Source organism: Bacillus cereus group sp. MG1 (assembly GCF_040460035.1).
Taxonomy (GTDB): domain Bacteria; phylum Bacillota; class Bacilli; order Bacillales; family Bacillaceae_G; genus Bacillus_A; species Bacillus_A cereus.
The window spans coordinates 4,940,629-4,960,439 of record NZ_JARVGY010000001.1; the positions used below are offsets into that span (position 1 = coordinate 4,940,629).

Genomic DNA, 19,811 nt, shown 5'->3' on the forward strand with positions numbered 1-19,811 from the left:
GTTACAGTGCACCAGGCGCAATCCACATATGTGAGGTGAGCCCTTTATCAGCTAAAGCGAGCTGACTGTCATATACAGTTTTCCATGTTTCATAGAACTCTTTATATAGTTCGTGATTTTCAGTAACTGGTTCGAATGTTTGCTCCCACTGTACAAACTCTTCGGCAGTTTCTTCCATAGATGAATATATGCCAGCACCAACTCCAGCAGCAATCGCAGTTCCTAAAGCAGCTGCTTCTTTCACAACAGGTACTTTTACAGGAATACCGAGTACGTCTGATAGAATTTGTGGCCATAGTTTTCCTTTAGCGGCACCGCCAGCAAAAACGACTTCAGAAGGGAATGTACCAGTAAGATTTTCAATTAGTTTTAAGTTTCCAAGTGTAACGAAGGCGGCATTTTCTTCAATAGCACGGAACATTTCCTTTTTTCCGCATTTGTCAGCGTCTAAACTTAAATTTAAGAATGAAGGTGCGGCATGACGCCAAGAAATGTAGTTCATAACGTTTGAAAAAGTAGGGATAATGCCATGTGAACCGACAGGTACGTCTTTCGCTTGTTCTTCTAGTAATTCATAAGCATCTACACCGAGTTTATCAGCAAGTTTCTTTTCTTCTTGGCAAAAAGCGTCTCGAAACCAGCGCATAACGAGACCTGGGAAAAAGGCGATTGTTTCATATTGCCATAGGTTCGGAACGACGTGACAATTTACTCGAATCGCAGCATGTGGATCTGTTATTGGCTCAGTAACATTCACTTCTTGTTGCCAAAAGCTACCCCCGCATATTAACGTTTGATTCGGTTTCACGATTCCTGTTCCGAGCGATGCCATTTGAGCATCTCCACCCCCGGCGACGACAGGAATCCCTTCAAGTAAACCAGTTAATGCTGCACACTCTTTTGTAACGTTGCCAATTACTGTACCAGCTTCATTTACTGTTGGTGAAAATGGCAAAGATAGACCGCACTCCTTAGCGACATCGTTATCCCACACTCTATTTTGTAAGTCAAAAATACCTGACGTGCATCCGTTTGAGGGATCAATTTGTAGTACGCCGCTTAGTTTATATAAAATCCAATCGTTTAACATTGTAAAAGAGTAAATATTATTATAGACGTCGGGTTCATGTTTTTTTATCCAGAGTAGGCGTGGTAAAGCACCTAATGAAAAAGTTTGACCAGACTTTGTATATAAATCTTTTTCAAGATGTGACCGAATTTCTTTTAATTCACTAACTTCGACGGATGCGCGCCCATCAACATTTGCACACGCCCATATTTCTTGCCCATCTTGATCATATAAAACAAATCCTTCTCGCATACTTGTAGCGCTAATAGCAAGAATAGAAGAGGCAGGAGTGTTGCTTTTTTGAAGCACCTCTTTCGTACATTCTTGTACTAGCTTCCAATTTTCTACTACATCAAAGTTCATAGAGCCTGGATAACGAAGGTCAGATTTGTGAATCCATTCTTTTTGACTTACTGCAATTTGATTACCATGTAAATCAAAAAGAACTGCTCGAATGCTCCCTGTACCAGCATCGAAAGCTAATAAATGGGACATTAACAATCACCATCCTTTCGTAATAAGGAGAGGGCAGTTTCCTCATCGGTAATTAATGTATGAATAAACTTTCCTTTTAAGGCACCATAAATTGCATCTATCTTTTCTATACCTCCAGCAACACCGACGACATGATTCATATTGCGCAAAATAGAGAGAGGCGTGCCAATTAGACGATTATGATGCGAGAGCTCTAATAACTCACCATTCGTATTATAAAACTGTCCTAAAATATCGCCCGCCCCGTTTTGACTTCGAATATATGTCATTTCACGTAGCGTTAATTTTTCTTCTTTTACAATTGTAGCGTCTTGAGATAACCCGCCAATACCGACAACTGCTGTATGTGCAAGTGAAGCGACATGAAGCATATCTTTCACACTTGGTTCTGATAAAATACTTCGTGCCATTTCAGTAGAAGATGCTAGAAAAGGAGTAGGAATAATATGAAGATCACCTTGCATGTAGTGTAAATAGTTTTGTTTTCTTGGGAGATAGTGGTTTACTCCGCCTGTTAGCGTTACGAATGAAAGATTAATAGAACTTTCAAAATGAATGTTTTCTAGCATTTTACTTATCGTTTCACCCCAGCCGATGCCGAGTAAATCACCTTGTTGGAGATGAGTTTCTAAATATTGTGCAGCGGCTTTTCCGAGAGAAGTAGCATAATTGTTTATTGGAGTAGGGATAATGAAAGCATCTTTTAAGTGGAACTTTTTCATTAAGTCACGTTCAATGCTCAAGCAATGCAAACCGGTTCCTTTTACGTGAAATGTAACGATACCTTCACTGCGTGCCTTATCTAATAACCGGACGACTTTATTTCTTGAAATATGAAGAAGTGAAGCAATCTCTTGTTGTGTTAATTGATCTTTATAATAGTACCAGGCTACTTTAGTTAATAAATTTTCTTCAAAGTTCAGCTGTGACATACTCTTCATCCCTTTCAACAATTGACCAATGCTTAAACATATGTGTCACATATTTTGTTTATTCCAGTTGAAACGATTAATAGTACATTGAAAAAAGTGTTCTAGATATGAAAAAAGGAATATACAATGCTACAAAACAAGTAGAACAAATAATCATTTTCTCAAAAAATGTTCTGGGTAAAGGCAGGTGACATCATGTGGAGAATGTGCCCTTATTACAAGTGAAGAAAATGAGTAAGGCGTTTTCGAATCAACTTGTGCTAAAGGAAGTGAACTTACAAGTAGAGCATGGTGATATATACGCTTTAGTTGGTGGAAATGGCGCCGGGAAATCGACATTAATGAAAATATTAACGGGGTTATATTCGTATGATAGTGGAGAAATGTATGTGAAAGGAAAGAGACAGCAGTTTGCAAATCCAAAAGAAGCACACCAAGAAGGGATTTATTTAATACCACAAGAACCGCTCATTTTTCCGCATATGACCATTGAAGAAAATATATGTATTGGATTAAAGGGGAATAGAAAGAAGCTTAAAGTAAAAGTTCAGCAATTAATTGACAGTTTAAGTTGGGATATTGATCTTAATGAACAGGGAGAATCGTTATCTATTGCGCAACAACAGTTAGTAGAAATCGTTAGAGGATTAATAAGAGAAGCTGAGATTCTTATTCTAGATGAGCCAACATCGACATTAACAACACACGAAATTAAGAGTCTTTTTGTGTTGATGAAAAGTTTACAAGAAAAAGGAATTGGGATGATTTATATTACGCATCGTTTTCCAGAAATCTTTGAAATTGCCAACAAAGTAGCAATACTACGTGATGGAATGGTTGTAAGCCAAGGTGATGTATGTGACTATACATATGACATGCTGATGGAGGGACTATTGCCAAAAGGATATAAACAGAAAGAGAAAATAGAAGTAGTTCAAGAGACAGCAAAGACGAAAAAAATATTAGAAGTGGTTGATATAAATGGTCACGCATTCGAAAATATATCATTCACTGTACATGCGGGTGAGGTTGTAGGTGTTGCTGGCATTATAGGATCTGGCAGAACGGAATTAGCAGAAGCGATATTTGGATTGAAAACTATAAAATCAGGGTCTATCTTATTGGGTGGAAAATCAATTGATACGTGTTCTTTGCATAAAAGGCTAGACGAAGGCCTAGTTTATGTGCCAGAGGATAGAGTGAGGAATGGAATTTTCTCAATTGCTTCTGTTAAAGAAAATATTGCAGCAGCAAGTTTATATCAAAATAATCGCTTTTTTATAAATCAAGAAAAAGAAAGCGCTTTAGTTAATTCGTTTATAGAACAGTTCCGAATTGTTGTACAGAATATGAATAAAGAATTGGCATCTTTATCAGGAGGTAATCAGCAGAAGGTCGTGCTTGCGAAGTATCTTGCATGTAATCCTAAAATTATTATTCTTGATGAGCCGACTCGCGGAATTGATGCGAAAGCAAGGCTTGAAGTGTATGAGACGATAAAAAAAATGAAAAGGGAAGGACTCGCAATTTTATTAATCTCTTCAGATGTTGAAGAAATTATCCAATTAGTAAACCGTGTATATGTAATGAGAAATGGGAGATTTGTTTCTCATATGGAAAAAGAACAACTGAGTGTGAATGAAGTTACACGCCTTGCATACGGAGGTGTAACGGAATGAAACGTATGTATAAAATGCACGAAACGTCTATCATACTGTTACTACTAATTTATATAGCTACTGTAGGGATGATAAACCCTAGTTTTATTCAATTTAACTCGTTATCTTTACTGATGAAATCAAGCGTTATTTTAGTCGTGCTAGCAATCGGTCAATCGTTTGTCTTATTTACGAAAAATATAGACGTATCAGTTGGCTCAATTATGGGATTAAGCGCGGCAGTTTGCGGGATGTTGTTAACGAACGGGTATAATGCATTCTTGTCAATTTTTGCTGCTGTAATGCTTGGTGCTAGTATTGGTTTCATAAACGGGATTGGCGTCGCAAAGTTTCGGGTACCAGCCATTATTATGACATTAGGGATGCTAGGAATTGCTAGGGGGGCAATGTTAATCTTCACAGGCGGGAAGTGGATTGAAGATATTCCAAACGATTTTAAGCAGCTGTCATCTATCATCATTCTTGGTTTACCTATAACTGTATGGTTCGTTCTTATTATTTTACTACTACTATACTTCTTTTTAAGAAAAGTGCCATTGGGAAGATACTTTTATGCGGTAGGTGATAATGAAGATGGCGCGAGGCTTATTGGTATACCTGTTAATAAAGTGAAGATATATGCGTTTATGATTTCAGGCATAAGCGCTGCGCTCGCTGGTTGCATATTTGTTATGAATATCGGGTTCGTCCCAAATCAAACAGGTACAGGATTAGAATTACAAGTAATGGCAGCCGCTGTACTAGGAGGAATTCATTTAAAAGGAGGAACAGGATCTTTATTTGGAGCTGCATTAGGAGCGTTATTTTTAGAAACAATAAGTAGCTCACTCGTCTTTTTAAAAATACCAGCATTTTGGAATAATGCTATTTCAGGTTTTTTACTATTACTTATTATCATATTAGATAGCGTCATGAAGAGGTGGAAAGCAGAAAGGAGGATGAATCTATGAAGTATTTTTACAGATGGGAAGGTGTGTTAATCATATTACTTCTTATAGAATTCATTCTCTTTAGTTTTATAAATAGCGATTTCTTAAATATTAGTAATCTCCTTTTTAGTACAAATGATTTCCTATTTATCGCAATTGCGGCGATACCAATGACTTTTGTTATAGTAACAGGAGGAATTGATGTATCTGTAGGATCAATTATGGGGCTAACCTCGATTTTAATTGGTGTGTTTTGGATGAATGGGATTCATATTTTACTAGCAGTAATAATGGCACTTATAGTCAGTTGCTTAGCAGGAGCTTTAAATGGACTCATTATAAAAATGACAGATGTAGAGCCACTAGTCGTTACACTCGGAACGATGTTTTTATACGGAGGAATTGCGCTTGTCGTTTCAGGAGGGGCAGGTGCTTCTGGATATGAAGGGATAAGCGGTTTACCTGATACTTATGTACAACTAGCAAATGGTAGTTTTATAGGAATACCCAATTTATTATGGCTACTTATTTTATTAACAATTGTATGCACGATTTTGTTTCACCGAACGATATATGGGCGCCACGTACAATTAACAGGTGCGAATGAAAATACAGCAAAATACACCGGGATTAAGACGAAGAAAGTAGTAATCATTGCTTACATACTTTCTGGGTTAGGAGGTGGATTAGGAGGAGCTTTCTTAACTGCATATTTCGGTTCTGCACGTGCTGATATAGGAAGCGAAACAATATTACCAATCATTACAGCAGTCGTCTTAGGCGGTACACTTATTACAGGCGGAAAAGGAAGCATTATCGGTACTGTACTGGCGAGTATTTTCATTGGGCTCATGCAGTATGGCTTGCAAATGACGGGTTTAACAAATGAACAATCCAATGTAGTAATAGGTATTATCCTTATTCTTTCAGTTATTATGAGACATTTCAAATTACATCAATTTTTAGCGGGGAAAAGACAGAGTTTGCATAAGGGGGAAATGTCATGAAGAGAAAACTAGGGATTGTATTGATCGTATGTATTTGCCTAATTGGTTTAATAGCTTGTTCCAGTCAAACGGCAGATAAGAAAAAAGCGGATGATGTGAAATTTGCATTTATTCCGAAATTAACAGGAGTTGGCTTCTTTACATCGGGCGGTGAAGGGGCAAAAGAGATGGGAGATAAGCTAGGCGTACAAGTGAAGTATGATGGACCGTCTGAAGCGAGTGTATCAGGGCAAGTAAAGTATATAAATAATTTTATTAACCAAAACTATGATGCACTTATGGTTTCATCTACGTCAGTGGAGGGGCTATCGCAATCACTGCAACGTGCTAAGAAAAAAGGGATGACGGTGTTAACATGGGATTCTGATGTGAATCCGAAAGATCGTTCTTTTTATATAAGCCAAGGAACACCAGACCAACTTGCTAACTTATTAATAGAAATGACTTCTAAGCAAATTGGAGATAAAGGAAAAGTAGCATTCTTTTATTCTAGCCCGACAGTAACGGATCAAAACCAATGGGTAACGAAAGCGAAAGAAATTATTAAAAAGAAATATCCGAACTGGGAAATTGTAACGACGCAGTACGGTGAAAATAATGCACAAAAATCTTTATCCGTAGGGGAGAACATATTAAAAACGTATCCAGATATTAACGCAGTTATTTGTCCAGATGCAACAGCACTCCCAGCAATGGCGCAGGCAGCTGAAAACTTAAAAATGGATAAAAAAGTAGTGGTAACTGGATTTTCTACACCGAACGTTATGCGTGATTATGTAAAACGAGGAACAGTACAACAATTTGGTTTATGGGATGTAAAACAACAAGGTGCTCTCGCAACGTATGTAGCAAATGAAATTGTTGTAAAAGGGAAGAAGTTAAAAGTAGGGGATAGCTTCGAAGTAAAAGGAATTGGAAAAGTGAAAGTAGAGCCAAACTCCATTCAAGGATATGATTATGAGGCAGAAGGGAACGGAATTATCGTATTACCAGAACGAGTTGTATTTACGAAAGATAATATTGATAAGTATAATTTTTAGTAGACAAAAAAACGTCCGAATATATCGGACGTTTTTTTATTTCTGCATTAATTATGAACAGTTTCTTTTTCGTTTAATCCAAGTGTACGACCAGTAGAAGTGTGAAGATCTTGGAACAATCTTGGATTTTCAGTTAGTGAAATGCCATATGAAGGAATCATTTCTTTTATTTTTTCTTCCCATTCTACCATGCGGCTTGGGAAACATTTTTCTAATACTTCAAGCATGACGTGAACAGCAGTAGAAGCACCTGGTGATGCGCCTAGTAATGCGGCGATTGAGCCGTCAGCTGCACTTACTACTTCTGTACCAAATTGAAGTGTTCCTTTACCGCCAGCATCAGTATCTTTAATTACTTGTACACGTTGTCCAGCAACTACAATATCCCAATCTTCACTTTTCGCGTTCGGAATGAATTCGCGTAATTCTTCCATACGTTTTTCATGTGATAACATAACTTGCTGAATTAAGTATTTTGTAAGTCCCATTTCTTTTACACCAGCGGCTAACATCGTTAAGACGTTATTCGGTTTTACAGAACCGATTAAGTCAAGATTTGAGCCAGTTTTTAAGAATTTAGGTGAGAAGCCTGCGAATGGTCCAAACAGTAAAGCTTTTTTATTGTCTATATATCTCGTATCTAGATGAGGTACAGACATTGGCGGAGCGCCAACTTTAGCTTTACCGTACACTTTCGCATGATGCTGCTCTACAACTTTTTGGTTTTTACATACCATAAATAGTCCACTTACTGGGAAGCCACCAATATGCTTTGATTCAGGGATACCAGTCTTTTGGAGTAGAGGTAGGCTACCGCCACCGCCGCCAATAAAGACGAATTTAGCAGTATGATGCTCAATTTTACCACTATTCATATCGTGTACTTTTACTTCCCACAAACCATTTTTCGTGCGCTTAATATTTTCGACACTATGCTTGTAGTTTAGCTCGACATTTTTTGTTTTTAAGTAATCAAACAACATACGTGTTAATGCACCGAAGTTAACATCTGTTCCAGAGTCAATCTTCGTTGCCGCCATCGGTTCATTAGATGTGCGACCTTCCATAATGAGTGGAAGCCATTTTTTTAATGTTTCAGGAGCATCAGAAAATTCCATTCCTTGAAACAGTGGATTTTTTGAAAGCGCTTCAAAACGGTTTTTTAGAAACTCAACATTTTTTTCCCCTTGTACTAAACTCATATGAGGTAGTGGCATAATAAAATCTTGTGGATTACGAATTAATTTGCTCTTTACAAGATATGCCCAAAATTGTCTTGAAAGCTGGAATTGCTCATTCACTTTTACAGCCTTACTAATATCTATAGATCCGTCAGCTTTTTCGGAAGTATAGTTCAGTTCGCATAGCGCAGAATGCCCTGTACCTGCATTATTCCATTCGTTAGAGCTTTCTTCCCCGGCACTTGCGAGTTTTTCAAAAACTTTAATTTCCCATTCTGGTGCTAATTCTTTTAGTAATGAGCCTAATGTTGCACTCATAATTCCTGCACCAATTAAGATAACGTCTGTTTTTTGCTGCATGTTGCTCATGATAATCTCTCCATCCCCTATATTGGCAAAAAAGTGTAGGTGTTTTCTATGTCTAAGCCGTAAAAGAGAAACACCGCCTAGGCCCCACCTAGGTGTATACCTTTTTTGTCTCAATTATATAACCATCTCATACTCTATTATAATAATTAATAGACTAAAATATCTAGTGTTATCTGATAATTTTAAACTATTTAACGTTTTATTCGCTAAAAATCTTATTTAACAAGCTCTTTTAAGGTGGTAAATAGAAAAAAATTACAGTTTAAAATTATCTCGAAAAAGCTTACGTATCCTTAAGTGACTAAATCGAGTACCTTTTTATGGGATTATTCTTTCCGTAATGGTAAGATTATTCTGAAAAATAAAAAGGAGGGACTCTAATGTGTACAAAAGAACAAATTTCAAACTTATTTCGAAACTTTTCAATAAAGGAATGTAAAGGGTCAAGTGATTTATATGAATATTTATCAATGAAAATTGCTGAAGATGAGGAAGTACTTACACTATCGTCCTATGCTCAGATAGGTCAACCAGTCCCAAACTTACTATTAGGTGCAGTACATTATTTATTGCTAGCAGGGAAAGAACATCATTTAAAAACGTATTATAGTAGTTTAGTTGAAAATGCTGATACAAATTTAGATAAAGCTTTTAATCATTTTAAAGATTTCTGTAAAGAGTACCGAGAAGAAATCATTACTTTGTTACAAACGAAACTCGTTCAAACAAATGAAGTAAGACGGTGCGCATACTTATACCCAAGTTTCTGCTACATATTTAACAAAGTGAAGAAGCCGTTAGCGTTAATTGAAATTGGGACAAGTTCTGGGTTGCAACTGTTCTGGGACCAATATCGTTATTCGTACGGGACGGATGAAATGTACGGAAATATAGATTCAAATGTGCATGTAACTTCTGAAATAAGAGGGGAGAATGTGCCGCATTTTCTAAAAGAAAGCCCATCTGTCGTAGAAAGAATCGGACTGGACTTACATGTGAATGATTTACATAATGAGGAAGATTATTTATGGTTACGTGCTTTAATTTGGCCAGAGCATAAAGAAAGGTTTGAGATGTTTGATCAAGCTGCATCTTTAGTGAAAAATGAATCTGTCCAATTAATAGAAGGAGACGGTGTAGAGCTATTATCATCTATTATTGAACAAATAAGTGAAGAAGCTGTTATTTGTATTTTCCATACACACGTCGCAAATCAAATACAAGAACAAGTAAAACATAAGTTAGAAAAACAAATACAAGAAATTGGCGCAAAACGTGATGTATTCCACCTGTATAACAACATGTGGGATCGTGACCTTCATATTGATTATTATATTAACGGAAACGAATATCGTGAAACGGTTGGAGAAACAGAAGGGCATGGGAGATGGTTTAGCTGGAAGATTGGAAATGAGACGCTTATTTAGATTAATAGGGGCGCCCTCACTTGTAAAAGAAGGGACCATAGGCTCAAGCATTGACTAAATGGTTAAGGAATAAATGTATTAGTAACATACAAAAAATGCTTCGGAGAAATCCTAAGCATTTTTTGAATTACATTTAAACCCCATAATGGATCATGTACTTCTGTTCTGCTGTAGCTTGTACAATTTTTGAAGCTAACTCATTCAGCTCATCAGATTTTCTGAAGAACTTTGAAGATGTAACTGTTTCATAGAAAATTGCTAAAGATTCAGAAGGGATAATTGTAATCCATCAACTTGTGATCCGATAAAGAGATTTTTTAACACTTTTTCAGCGTAAATTTTATCCTCTGTATTCATTCTTGAATTCCTCCTTTTCATAAAAATATACCTTATATTTTTATTGTAATAAATAAATTTTCATGTAAAATGAACCTTTTGTGAAAAACGAGCGAATATAGTGTGAAGGATCATGAGAGGGGAACGGAGCTTTGGATGAAGTACAATTAAAAGAATGGCTATATAAACGAAAGTATGTTGTCCAAAAAAGAGTTTGAGAAAGTGTTACTTTGGATTGTTGAATAGATATTTAGTAAAAGAATTAACCAATAATTATATTATGTAAACTTTATTTATAAAACACCCATTTAAAAAATGGATGTTTTATATTTTAATATATTAGGTGTAATATATAGTTTAAAAAAGCGGAATACTTTGCGGAAAGTTAAAAATATTTTTCGGATCATATTTCGCTTTTACTTCCATTAATCGGTCAAAGTTGCAACTGAAGTATGCATCTGGCCAATTTTTAATGGATAGGTCAGGCGTATTAACGTAGACACCTTTTGTAAATGGAAGCATCGCTAAGCGGAAGTCTTCAACCCATCGAATACTTCCAGCGGCACCTTCTGGTTGCTCCCAAGTAGCGAATATTGACATGTTTGATAGTGCTTTTCGGTAAAAGTAAGCAGTTGCCTCATTTGGCACCTCAGCAACAGCACCGCCTAATCCGTGGAAAAATACGGAGGTGGTGGAAAAGGGAGGTGCATTATTAATAAAGTGATCGATAATGGATAATCCTTCTTCTGGTAATAGTTCATATACATATGGACCAACACTTTTAAATGGTAAAGGTGTTGCAGGTTGCTTTTCAGCTATTTTCGCTGCTGCTTCTGCCCATGGTATTTCTTCGATAGTTACTTGCATTGGTGAACCAGCTTCTAGTAATGGCTGTAGTAGCGACTGCAATTCTTGTACAGAACCGAGAAATACACCTTGCATTAATAATGATGGTTCTAATTCTGCAGACATAAAAAGAGTAGTTGTAAATCGTTTATTAGCGCAAGGTAGCGTATATTCTTGCCAAGAGGTTAATACAGGTTTTAAATCTGATATCCCCCAGCTTATTTCTGCAAATCCTACCGTATTAATTTTATGTGTTCGAAACTTAAACGAAGTACATATTCCAAAGTTACCACCACCAGCACCGCGCGAAGCCCAATAGAGATCGTAGTTACACTTGGCGTTAGCGCGTATTATACAACCATTCGCGTCTACCATTTCTAATTCAAGTAAATGATCGAGAGTTAATCCAAACGGACGAGAGAGAATACTATGTCCGCCACCTAAAGTAACACCTGCAATCCCGGGAGTAGGACAAACACCACTCGGCACAACTAACCCTTCAGCTGCAAGTGTTTCAATTAAAGAAATATTTCTCCATCCAGTCCCGATAGTTACAGTTCCATTATTGTGATCTATTTCTAATTGTTTCATTTCACTTACATCAATTACAAGACCAGCATTACTGACGGATAATGCCTCATAATTATGACGTCCAGAGCGCATGCGTATAGGAACGTTATGTAGCCTTGACCAGCGAACAGCGTTTACTACATCCTGCGTATTTTGAGCAAAAACAATGATTAACGGAAATTTGTTGAAGAATGTATTGAATTCTTCACGCGCTGAATTATAATCAGGATCATTAGGTGTAACGATACGACCAGTAAGTTCAATTTTTTGATTATTCATTTCAGTCATCTCTCCTTGACGTGAAATATTTATAATGTGGAAATACAGAACATAAAGAAGAACTGACAATACTTTATAAGTAAATGAATAAAGGAAAAGGATTATTCCAATAAAGAAAAAGGCAGTGCTACATAAGTAGCGCTGCCTTTTTGGAATTATATGTATGTGCTCAAAATTTCCCCAGGTAATCCATCAATCTCACAAACTTTCTCCGATGTAAAACCTACACTTAGTAAAATTTTGCGAGAAGGGATATTATTCGGATCGATAATTGCTTTTAGTACGTTTACATCTGTTTGCTTCGCTATTAAAGCTAGTTGTTAATTTTTGATTATGTACGTACATACAATATGTAATTAAGTGAATGACCATCATAGTAATTACAGAAAAGGGTGAATACAGCATATGAATCAATTTGAGCAAATGATGTACGTTGGTGTCATCATGTCTATTGTACTATCTGTAATGATTTTAGGGTCCTTATATTATAATCCTCGACTATCGTTAACTGATTATCCGAAAGATATTCAAAAAGTAGTTTTTCCAAAATCGATTCATGAAAAAAAGCAAAGCATTTATTTTAATATTGTATATAATACTATTCTTTTCGGTAGTCCTTTCGTTTCTACATATATACTACATAAGCATGAAAAGTTAATGTATATGGATGCCTATTTACACACTTTTGGTATTTTAATGATTTTCAATTTAGTAGATTTACTTATAATTGATTTGCTAATTTTTTGCTGGATTACTCCAAGGTTTGTTGTGATTCCTAGTACGGAAGGTATGAAAGGATATAAAGATTATAAGTTTCATTTAAGAGGGGCTATTGTTGCTACTCAAATTTTAGCAATCGTAAGTTTATTTTTGGCGGGAATTGCCACAACTATTTAGTGTGAAGAAGGGTATGGAGCTTTTATAAAAGATAAGGAGATTTATAATATATAGAATTAGAAATGAGAATTTGATAGTATTGGAGTAAGGAGTTTTAATAACAGTATATTAAACAATATTAATATACTGTTGCAAATGTTTTGATATTATGTAAAATTATACAATTTTACGGAGGCATTTGATAAAATTCAAAAAAATTTAATGGAGGTTAATATGAAAAAAGTAATTGGCGCAGCAACAGCAACTGTTTTTGGATTGGGAGCGTTTACCACAACTGCTACCGCAGAAACAATCGTAACAGCAGATGTACTTAACGTACGTGAAAAACCGACTACAGAATCAAAAGTGGTCGAAAAAGTAAAGAATGGGCAAGAGTTAAAAGTCATAAATACCGAAGATGGCTGGTCAAAAATTGAGTTGAATGGTAAAGAAGTGTTTGTAAGTTCGGAGTTTACAAAAGATGTATATCATGTAACGGCGAATTTGTTAAATGTACGCACTGAAGCAAACACGGATTCAGAAATTCTTGGCAGACTAAAAAAAGATGATGTAATTGAATCAACGCATCAAGTAAAAGACGGATGGCTGCAATTTGAGTATAAAGGAAAAACTGCTTATGCAAACGTTTCTTTCCTATCAAGTACAGCACCAACTGAAAAGAAAACTGAAGAGAAAACGAAGCAAGTAGCGAAAGTACAAAAATCAGTTAAAGAAAAGAAAGAAGTAAAGACGCAGAAAGTAGCAAAAGCGAAAGAAACAACGAAAGCACAAGAAATAGTAAAGCCTAAAGAAGAGTTAAAAGTCAAAGAAGAAGTAAAAGTTAAAAAAGAAGAGAAAGCGCAAGAAATAGTAAAGCCTAAAGAAGAGGCAAAAGTCAAAGAAGAACCGAAAGCGCAAGAAATAGTAAAAGCTAAAGAAGAAAAAGCAAGAGAAATAGCAAAAGCTAAAGAAGAAGAAAAAGCAAGAGAAATAGCAAAAGCTAAAGAAGAAGAGAGAGCGAAAGAAGCATCTAAAAACAACATACAGTCTGCTAAACGTGAATTAACGGTAGTAGCGACAGCGTATACTGCTGATCCAAGTGAAAATGGTACATATGGTGGACGCGTTTTAACTGCGATGGGGCATGATTTAACGGTAAATCCGAATATGAGAATTATCGCAGTTGACCCGAAAATAATCCCATTAGGATCTAAAGTATGGGTAGAAGGTTATGGAGAAGCTATCGCTGGTGATACTGGAAGTGCAATTAAAGGTAATCGTATTGATGTTTTAATGGGTTCAAAAAGTAAAGCTATGAATTGGGGAAGACAAACTGTTAAAGTGAAAATTTTATAGTAACAATAATTATCCAAATAGAAGTCAGTTCTCTTTATTGAGGCTGGCTTTTATTTTTTTAGTAGAAGGATAATAGGATTTTTAAATGGCTTATTACTAAACCTGTAACAAAACATAAAAATTAATTCTCTGTTTTGATTTAAAAGATGGGAGACTTGCTGAACTTAAAAGTAATGAACTAAATATTTTACCATTCGTTTCATGCTTGAACTGCGCGATGGTGTGGGAACCGCAATATTTTCAGTTAAGTGATGGAGGTAAAACAGTTCAAATCATACAGCAGCAAAATATAGAAGAATGGATAATGGAAGAGGAATATAAGTTACCAGTTTCATTACCAAAAACAACGGTAAAGCTTATAAATATGAAAAATGAAGATATACCTATAGATGAAGATAGTTACTGGGAAGCTTTTGACTTGTTCGGTTCTGAATATGTATGTAGATTATTAGGGGTACCGTTATATGATGATCTTCCAAAGGATTTGGCGTGTCCAACTTGTGCGAAAGAGATGAAATATGTTGCTACAATTACTCAAGATATTGAGGAACGTGGACTTATTTCAGTAGTTAATTTCCAGTTTGGGGAAATGAATATATACTATTATTTATGTATAGATTGTTTAATTATAAAAACTGAAATACAAAATACATAACAAGCCTAACATATTATGTTAGGCTTGTTTTTTGATCGCAACATCATTAAGAATTGCATCAAATATATCTTTTTGCGTAAAGTTATCTGTAAAAATAGTTTCTCTGGCAACCTTAATAGTATCGTGCGGATTATACCATTTTTGTAGGGAATCTTCACCAAATTCGTGTCGTTTGTCCCTTTTGTTATGTCGTCTAATAGTTTCCTCTAATGATAAATCAAAGTAATATGCAAATGCATTTTCATCAAAATAACGAATTAATTCTTTTAACATCTCACCATACCTATGACTGTTCAATATACCTTCTAAAATAACAAATTCACATTTTCCTTTTCCGTACTTCGTAATTTCAAATAGTAAATCATGTGATAAATTACCCATTGTGTCGTGTACTCTAAGCATATCTCTACGTACAATATCCTGTGATACTAAAAGTGTCCCTTGTCCGAAATGTTCTTGTAGTTGTTTTGCAATCGTTGTTTTACCACTTGCGGAGTTTCCTCTAAGAATGATTAAAGTGGATGTAAATATAGGATTAGACATAATGTATTCCCCCCAAACAGCATTAATTATATAGAAAATTTTAACAAATAAAGTGAGGAAAGTGTATAATCAATATGATGGATATTTAAGGAGGGGGTAAGATGGGGGATATATTAAAAAATGCACAACCTATATGGAAACGGACTTGGTTTCGTTATCTAGGGGCATTTTTTATTGTTCAGTTACTGTTTATTTTGTGTGAAATAACTGGGTGGGTACCAAACTTTAGGCCAGGCGGAGAGTTTTTTAATAGAATATTAAATTCTCAATTTTTCACTGAATGGTTCACACTCTATACAATCCCGCAATTTAACGTATTTACAGCATTTTTTGCGATTACATTACTACCATATGCATTAGTAGGTGCAATGAAAGATGTAACAGCAAGAAAAAATATAAAGGAATAATAGAGGTATAATATGCTTTTTCAAAAAGAAGGTTTATTGATTAGATACGTAATGGAAGATGATGCATCTATCATTTCTAAATGGTTAACGGACCCAGAAGTCCTGCGGTATTACGAAGGACGAGATAATCCGCAATCTGTAGAAAAGGTGCTTGATCATTTTATACATAGTCCAAACAGTAATGAAAAAAGATGTTTAATAGAATTTGATACCATTCCGATTGGTTACATACAAATGTATCCAGTGGATTCAGAGTGGAAAGCGTTATATGGCTATAAAGAATCACAAAATGTATGGGGGATGGACCAATTTATCGGTGAACCAGCCTATTGGGGAAAGGGAATTGGAACAAAACTCGTTCAGGCAGCAATTACATATATTATGGGTGAAATGGGAGCAGAAGCAATTGCAATGGATCCGAAAGTAAATAATGAACGGGCAATAAAGTGTTATGAAAAAAGTGGATTTAAAAAAGTAAAGATTTTAAAGGAACATGAGTTGCATGAGGGGAAATTAGAAGATTGTTGGATGATGGAATATAAACAATAATAATGGCTTATACAAACAAAGGGGGATGTGTGAAATGAAAAAAGCATTAATCGTAATTGATGTGCAAGCGGGTATGTATACAGCTGGAATGCCAGTACATAATGGGGGAAAGTTTTTACAAACACTGCAAGAGCTTATTAGGGAATGTCGTTCAAATGATATTCCAGTTATTTATATCCAACATAACGGTCCTAAAGACCATCCGTTAGAAAAAGGTACGGATGGATGGCGAATCCATGCGGCCATCGCTCCGCAAGAAGGAGATAATATAGTTGAAAAGACGACTCCAGATTCATTCCATAATACAAACTTAAGCGAAGTGTTACAAGAGAAAGGAATTGAACACGTTATTCTTTCGGGAATGCAAACAGAGTATTGTGTAGATACGACAACGCGCAGAGCATGTAGTGAAGGATATAAAGTAACGTTAGTGAGTGATGCACATAGTACATTTAATACAGAAGTGTTACGTGCTGAAGATATTGTGAAACATCATAACGCAGTATTGGGAGCGTTTGCGGATGTTGTTGAAGTAAAAGTGCGCCCATAAGGGCCTTGTAAACTCTGATTTAGTAAATCAGCGGGTGAAGTGAAACAAGATAACAACCCGACACCGGTAGCCTTATCCGTAATCGAAAGTGAGCGGGGAGTGTAGCATGGCTGCAACGGGATAAGTCACTCTAATGTCATGAGTGCGACTGAATTTCTAGGTGTACCGTGGTAAACAAGGTTGAATGCTAAACTGCGTGAAGGATAAATCAAGGGGTCTTATCGACGACCATATCGAAATAGACATTGAAACGATATGTCTCTAGTTCAGCTCATCTATTTTTTGTGGAGAGAGGTGTGTTTCACACTAGAGAACCAACTAAAGTACATTAGTAAAGATTGAAAGTCCCAACCGACATTACTACAAACTATTTACAAGGTACTAAATGGGGATTACCTAAGTGGAAGCGCCATTTATGGCTATAGAGGATGATTTCAAGGTAAAAACCAAGAAATGTGGCTCTTGAATATTCCATATGGTAACGGAGCCTTCGTAGTAGTCAGAGATAGGGAAAGCCTATCACACTAACGTATGACAAATTACGTTAGGTCATGGTTGTGAAATCAGGATGGCGAAGGAAGGTAGTCAATTAGTTCATGATGATAATAAACAGGAAGGAAGCGAGATGCTGATGAGAAATCCAGTTTATGTATTGAACACCTTGTCGAAGAATACTATTAAAGAAAACTATAAGTTCAAAAGATTATATAGAAATCTTTATAATCCAGAATTCTACTATAAAGGTTATCAAGAAATATATGCCAATCCAGGTAATATGACCAGAGGAACCATAAATAAAACTGTTGATGGCTTCTCAAAAAATAGAGTATCTAAAATCATCAACAACATTAAAAATGGTAACTATAAACCTACTCCTGTTAAGCGAGTATATATTGATAAAAAAGGGAGTAAGAAAAAACGTCCTCTTGGGGTACCGACATTTGACGATAAACTTGTCCAATTAGTAATAAAGTATATCTTAGAAGCAATTTATGAACCAAACTTCTCTGAGAACTCACATGGATTCAGGAAAAATAGGGGTTGTCATACAGCTTTGAAACAAATTAAAAAGAGTGGTAATGGAACTAAATGGTTTATTGAAGGTGATATTCAAGGTTTCTTTGACAATATCGACCACCATATCCTAATTAACCTACTAAGAAAACGTATCAATGACGAAACACTCATCGGATTAATATGGAAGTTCCTAAGAGCTGGGTACATGGAGGATTGGCAATTCCACAAAACATTCAGTGGAACACCACAAGGAGGGATTCTCAGTCCTCTTCTTGCCAACATATATCTAAACGAACTAGATATATACATGGAAAAATACGCTGAAAAGTTCGGAAAAGGTCAACCAAAAGACAGAGAAGTTGATAAAAGATATCAATACTTACACCTCAAAATAAAAAGAGGGCGTAAGAAAGCAGACTTACTAAGAGAACAAGGTAAACACAATGAAGCTCAGGAATTAATCGAGCAAGTCAACGAATGGGTTAAGGAAAGGGGACAACGTCCCTACTACAATCCAATGTCGGATAAATTTAAGTCACTAAAATATGTTAGATATGCTGATGACTTTATTGTAATGATAATCGGCAGTAAAGATGATGCCAAAGCCATTAAATCTGATATAGCTCAATTTCTCAATGAAGAATTAAAATTAACTTTATCAGAAGAAAAAACACTTATCACCCACTCTAGCAAGAAAGCAACATTTCTTGGGTACAACGTCAATATCACTAGAAACGAGTTATTTACCAAATACTCGGTGAAAGGTGCAAAAAGAAGACATCACAATCTAAAAGTAAGACTTGAAATCCCCCATGAAACATGGCGAAATAAATTACTTGCCCTGAATGTTTTAGAAATGAAGTATGTGAATGGGAAAGAAACTTGGAAACCAAAGCATAGACCGGAAATGGCACACCTAGATGATTTGGAAATACTACATAATTATGTATTACAGATCAGAGGGATGTACAACTACTACAAATATGCAGTTAATTCAACGGTACTCCAAAAATTCAGTTACGTTCTAGAATACAGCATGTATAAAACATTCGCCAATAAATATAAAAGCTCAATCGGAAAAATTAAGGGGAAATATTGCAAAAACGGTGTATTCATAGTCAATTACAAAGATAAAAAAGGCAAACAACACTCTCATTCTTTCTACAGGGAAGGATTTAGAATGGTTGATATAACTAAGATGAAAACACAAGAAAATAACATCGACAACTTGTTAGCCTCAAGAGTTCATATGTCAACAACTAGTCTTATGGATAGGTTGTCAGCCAACAAATGTGAACATTGTGGTAAAACCGATTCTAACTTAGTAATGCACCATGTCCGAAAAATGAAAGATGTTGAGAAAGGCAAAGCCAAATGGCAAAAATTAATGATTGCCCGTAGACGCAAAACATTAGCCGTATGTGAGGATTGCCATAATGAAATTCACTATGATATGAGAGTAGAACTTATAGCGAAAAACAGAAAAAAATAACTTTGACAAGCAATTGATGGAGAGCCGTATACTCTGAGAGGAGTACGTACGGTTCGGTGAGGGGTTTTGAGAAACCTATCATAGCAATATGACAAGGCGCTCGCTTCCTACTCTACGACTTAAAAGTGGCTGCCTCTAAATAAGAGGCAGTTTTCATTAGAAAAAATAACGTCAAATATTGTTAGTAGGTCGGTATTTTGAAATAAT

Annotated in this window: 16 protein-coding genes and 3 pseudogenes; 12 read left to right on the top strand and 7 right to left on the bottom strand. The window is 35.8% G+C overall.

What is annotated here, in order from left to right; translation table 11 throughout:
• Nucleotide 1: 1 nt before the first annotated feature.
• Nucleotides 2–1,564: an autoinducer-2 kinase gene (gene lsrK, locus QCI79_RS25755; RefSeq protein WP_000018814.1), complete on the bottom strand. Its 1,563-nt coding sequence runs from the start codon at nt 1,562–1,564 to the stop codon at nt 2–4.
• Nucleotides 1,564–2,496, bottom strand: a complete 933-nt coding sequence (locus tag QCI79_RS25760) for a sugar-binding transcriptional regulator (RefSeq protein WP_000080662.1) — start codon at nt 2,494–2,496, stop codon at nt 1,564–1,566. The genes lsrK and QCI79_RS25760 overlap by 1 nt, the downstream gene beginning before the upstream one ends.
• A 197-nt stretch (nt 2,497–2,693) precedes the next feature.
• On the opposite strand from QCI79_RS25760, the gene QCI79_RS25765 reads away from it, so the two are divergent.
• From QCI79_RS25765 to lsrB, 4 genes are read left to right on the top strand one after another with little or no spacing between them, the layout of a single operon-like run.
• Nucleotides 2,694–4,175, top strand: a complete 1,482-nt coding sequence (locus QCI79_RS25765) for a sugar ABC transporter ATP-binding protein (RefSeq protein WP_000432631.1) — start codon at nt 2,694–2,696, stop codon at nt 4,173–4,175.
• Nucleotides 4,172–5,125, top strand: coding sequence for an ABC transporter permease subunit (locus QCI79_RS25770; protein ID WP_000827678.1), 954 nt, complete (start codon nt 4,172–4,174; stop codon nt 5,123–5,125). The genes QCI79_RS25765 and QCI79_RS25770 overlap by 4 nt, the downstream gene beginning before the upstream one ends.
• Nucleotides 5,122–6,111, top strand: a complete 990-nt coding sequence (locus QCI79_RS25775; protein ID WP_000873526.1) for an ABC transporter permease — start codon at nt 5,122–5,124, stop codon at nt 6,109–6,111. Before QCI79_RS25770 ends, QCI79_RS25775 begins: the two co-directional genes overlap by 4 nt.
• Entirely contained in the window at nt 6,108–7,151 is a 1,044-nt protein-coding gene (lsrB, locus tag QCI79_RS25780; RefSeq protein WP_000823655.1) for an autoinducer 2 ABC transporter substrate-binding protein LsrB, read from the top strand. Before QCI79_RS25775 ends, lsrB begins: the two co-directional genes overlap by 4 nt.
• Before the next feature lie 47 nt (nt 7,152–7,198).
• Here the strand turns inward: lsrB and QCI79_RS25785 are convergent, their stop codons facing one another.
• A complete protein-coding gene (locus QCI79_RS25785; protein WP_000069138.1) occupies nt 7,199–8,701 on the bottom strand; it encodes a malate:quinone oxidoreductase in 1,503 nt (500 codons plus the stop codon).
• 380 nt (nt 8,702–9,081) lie between these two features.
• Between QCI79_RS25785 and QCI79_RS25790 the strand changes: the two genes are divergently transcribed.
• A complete protein-coding gene (locus QCI79_RS25790) occupies nt 9,082–10,128 on the top strand; it encodes a DUF2332 domain-containing protein (protein ID WP_000337429.1) in 1,047 nt (348 codons plus the stop codon).
• Between the two features lie 133 nt (nt 10,129–10,261).
• On the opposite strand, the pseudogene QCI79_RS25795 reads toward QCI79_RS25790, so the two are convergent.
• From QCI79_RS25795 to QCI79_RS25805, 3 genes and pseudogenes are all read right to left on the bottom strand, one after another.
• A pseudogene (locus QCI79_RS25795) lies at nt 10,262–10,414 on the bottom strand (short-chain dehydrogenase); the annotation flags it as partial.
• Between the two features lie 407 nt (nt 10,415–10,821).
• A complete protein-coding gene (locus QCI79_RS25800; RefSeq protein ID WP_001064645.1) occupies nt 10,822–12,159 on the bottom strand; it encodes an FAD-binding oxidoreductase in 1,338 nt (445 codons plus the stop codon).
• A 155-nt stretch (nt 12,160–12,314) separates the two neighbouring features.
• Nucleotides 12,315–12,479: pseudogene (locus QCI79_RS25805) on the bottom strand (GNAT family N-acetyltransferase); the annotation flags it as partial.
• 85 nt (nt 12,480–12,564) lie between these two features.
• Between QCI79_RS25805 and QCI79_RS25810 the strand changes: the two are divergent.
• From QCI79_RS25810 to QCI79_RS25820, 3 genes and pseudogenes are all read left to right on the top strand, one after another.
• Nucleotides 12,565–13,056, top strand: coding sequence for a hypothetical protein (locus tag QCI79_RS25810; protein ID WP_001071232.1), 492 nt, complete (start codon nt 12,565–12,567; stop codon nt 13,054–13,056).
• A 213-nt stretch (nt 13,057–13,269) separates the two neighbouring features.
• Nucleotides 13,270–14,391, top strand: coding sequence for a 3D domain-containing protein (locus tag QCI79_RS25815; RefSeq protein ID WP_021728020.1), 1,122 nt, complete (start codon nt 13,270–13,272; stop codon nt 14,389–14,391).
• A gap of 124 nt (nt 14,392–14,515) precedes the next feature.
• Nucleotides 14,516–15,046 (top strand): annotated as a pseudogene (locus QCI79_RS25820) (hypothetical protein); the annotation flags it as partial.
• An 18-nt stretch (nt 15,047–15,064) separates the two neighbouring features.
• On the opposite strand, the gene QCI79_RS25825 reads toward QCI79_RS25820, so the two are convergent.
• Nucleotides 15,065–15,589, bottom strand: a complete 525-nt coding sequence (locus QCI79_RS25825; protein WP_000070078.1) for a kinase — start codon at nt 15,587–15,589, stop codon at nt 15,065–15,067.
• 101 nt (nt 15,590–15,690) lie between these two features.
• On the opposite strand from QCI79_RS25825, the gene QCI79_RS25830 reads away from it, so the two are divergent.
• From QCI79_RS25830 to QCI79_RS25845, 4 genes are all read left to right on the top strand, one after another.
• On the top strand, nt 15,691–15,996 hold the full coding sequence (locus tag QCI79_RS25830; protein WP_000502342.1) for a YfzA family protein: 306 nt from the start codon (nt 15,691–15,693) through the stop codon (nt 15,994–15,996).
• A gap of 12 nt (nt 15,997–16,008) precedes the next feature.
• A complete protein-coding gene (locus tag QCI79_RS25835) occupies nt 16,009–16,545 on the top strand; it encodes a GNAT family N-acetyltransferase (RefSeq protein WP_000898776.1) in 537 nt (178 codons plus the stop codon).
• A gap of 34 nt (nt 16,546–16,579) precedes the next feature.
• Nucleotides 16,580–17,095: a cysteine hydrolase family protein gene (locus QCI79_RS25840; protein WP_021728019.1), complete on the top strand. Its 516-nt coding sequence runs from the start codon at nt 16,580–16,582 to the stop codon at nt 17,093–17,095.
• 631 nt (nt 17,096–17,726) lie between these two features.
• Nucleotides 17,727–19,604 carry a reverse transcriptase domain-containing protein gene (locus tag QCI79_RS25845; protein WP_309009757.1) on the top strand — a complete coding sequence of 626 codons (1,878 nt, stop codon included), beginning with the start codon at nt 17,727–17,729 and terminating at the stop codon, nt 19,602–19,604.
• Nucleotides 19,605–19,811: the final 207 nt, after the last annotated feature.

Excerpts from the sequence above, each read along its gene's own strand:
- lsrK (WP_000018814.1), bottom strand. The coding sequence starts at position 1,564 with ATGTCCCATTTATTAGCTTTCGATGCTGGTACAGGGAGCATTCGAGCA.
- QCI79_RS25760 (WP_000080662.1), bottom strand. The coding sequence starts at position 2,496 with ATGTCACAGCTGAACTTTGAAGAAAATTTATTAACTAAAGTAGCCTGG.
- QCI79_RS25770 (WP_000827678.1), top strand. The coding sequence starts at position 4,172 with ATGAAACGTATGTATAAAATGCACGAAACGTCTATCATACTGTTACTA.
- QCI79_RS25775 (WP_000873526.1), top strand. The coding sequence starts at position 5,122 with ATGAAGTATTTTTACAGATGGGAAGGTGTGTTAATCATATTACTTCTT.
- lsrB (WP_000823655.1), top strand. The coding sequence starts at position 6,108 with ATGAAGAGAAAACTAGGGATTGTATTGATCGTATGTATTTGCCTAATT.
- QCI79_RS25785 (WP_000069138.1), bottom strand. The coding sequence starts at position 8,701 with ATGAGCAACATGCAGCAAAAAACAGACGTTATCTTAATTGGTGCAGGA.
- QCI79_RS25790 (WP_000337429.1), top strand. The coding sequence starts at position 9,082 with ATGTGTACAAAAGAACAAATTTCAAACTTATTTCGAAACTTTTCAATA.
- QCI79_RS25800 (WP_001064645.1), bottom strand. The coding sequence starts at position 12,159 with ATGAATAATCAAAAAATTGAACTTACTGGTCGTATCGTTACACCTAAT.
- QCI79_RS25810 (WP_001071232.1), top strand. The coding sequence starts at position 12,565 with ATGAATCAATTTGAGCAAATGATGTACGTTGGTGTCATCATGTCTATT.
- QCI79_RS25815 (WP_021728020.1), top strand. The coding sequence starts at position 13,270 with ATGAAAAAAGTAATTGGCGCAGCAACAGCAACTGTTTTTGGATTGGGA.
- QCI79_RS25825 (WP_000070078.1), bottom strand. The coding sequence starts at position 15,589 with ATGTCTAATCCTATATTTACATCCACTTTAATCATTCTTAGAGGAAAC.
- QCI79_RS25830 (WP_000502342.1), top strand. The coding sequence starts at position 15,691 with ATGGGGGATATATTAAAAAATGCACAACCTATATGGAAACGGACTTGG.
- QCI79_RS25835 (WP_000898776.1), top strand. The coding sequence starts at position 16,009 with ATGCTTTTTCAAAAAGAAGGTTTATTGATTAGATACGTAATGGAAGAT.
- QCI79_RS25840 (WP_021728019.1), top strand. The coding sequence starts at position 16,580 with ATGAAAAAAGCATTAATCGTAATTGATGTGCAAGCGGGTATGTATACA.
- QCI79_RS25845 (WP_309009757.1), top strand. The coding sequence starts at position 17,727 with ATGAGAAATCCAGTTTATGTATTGAACACCTTGTCGAAGAATACTATT.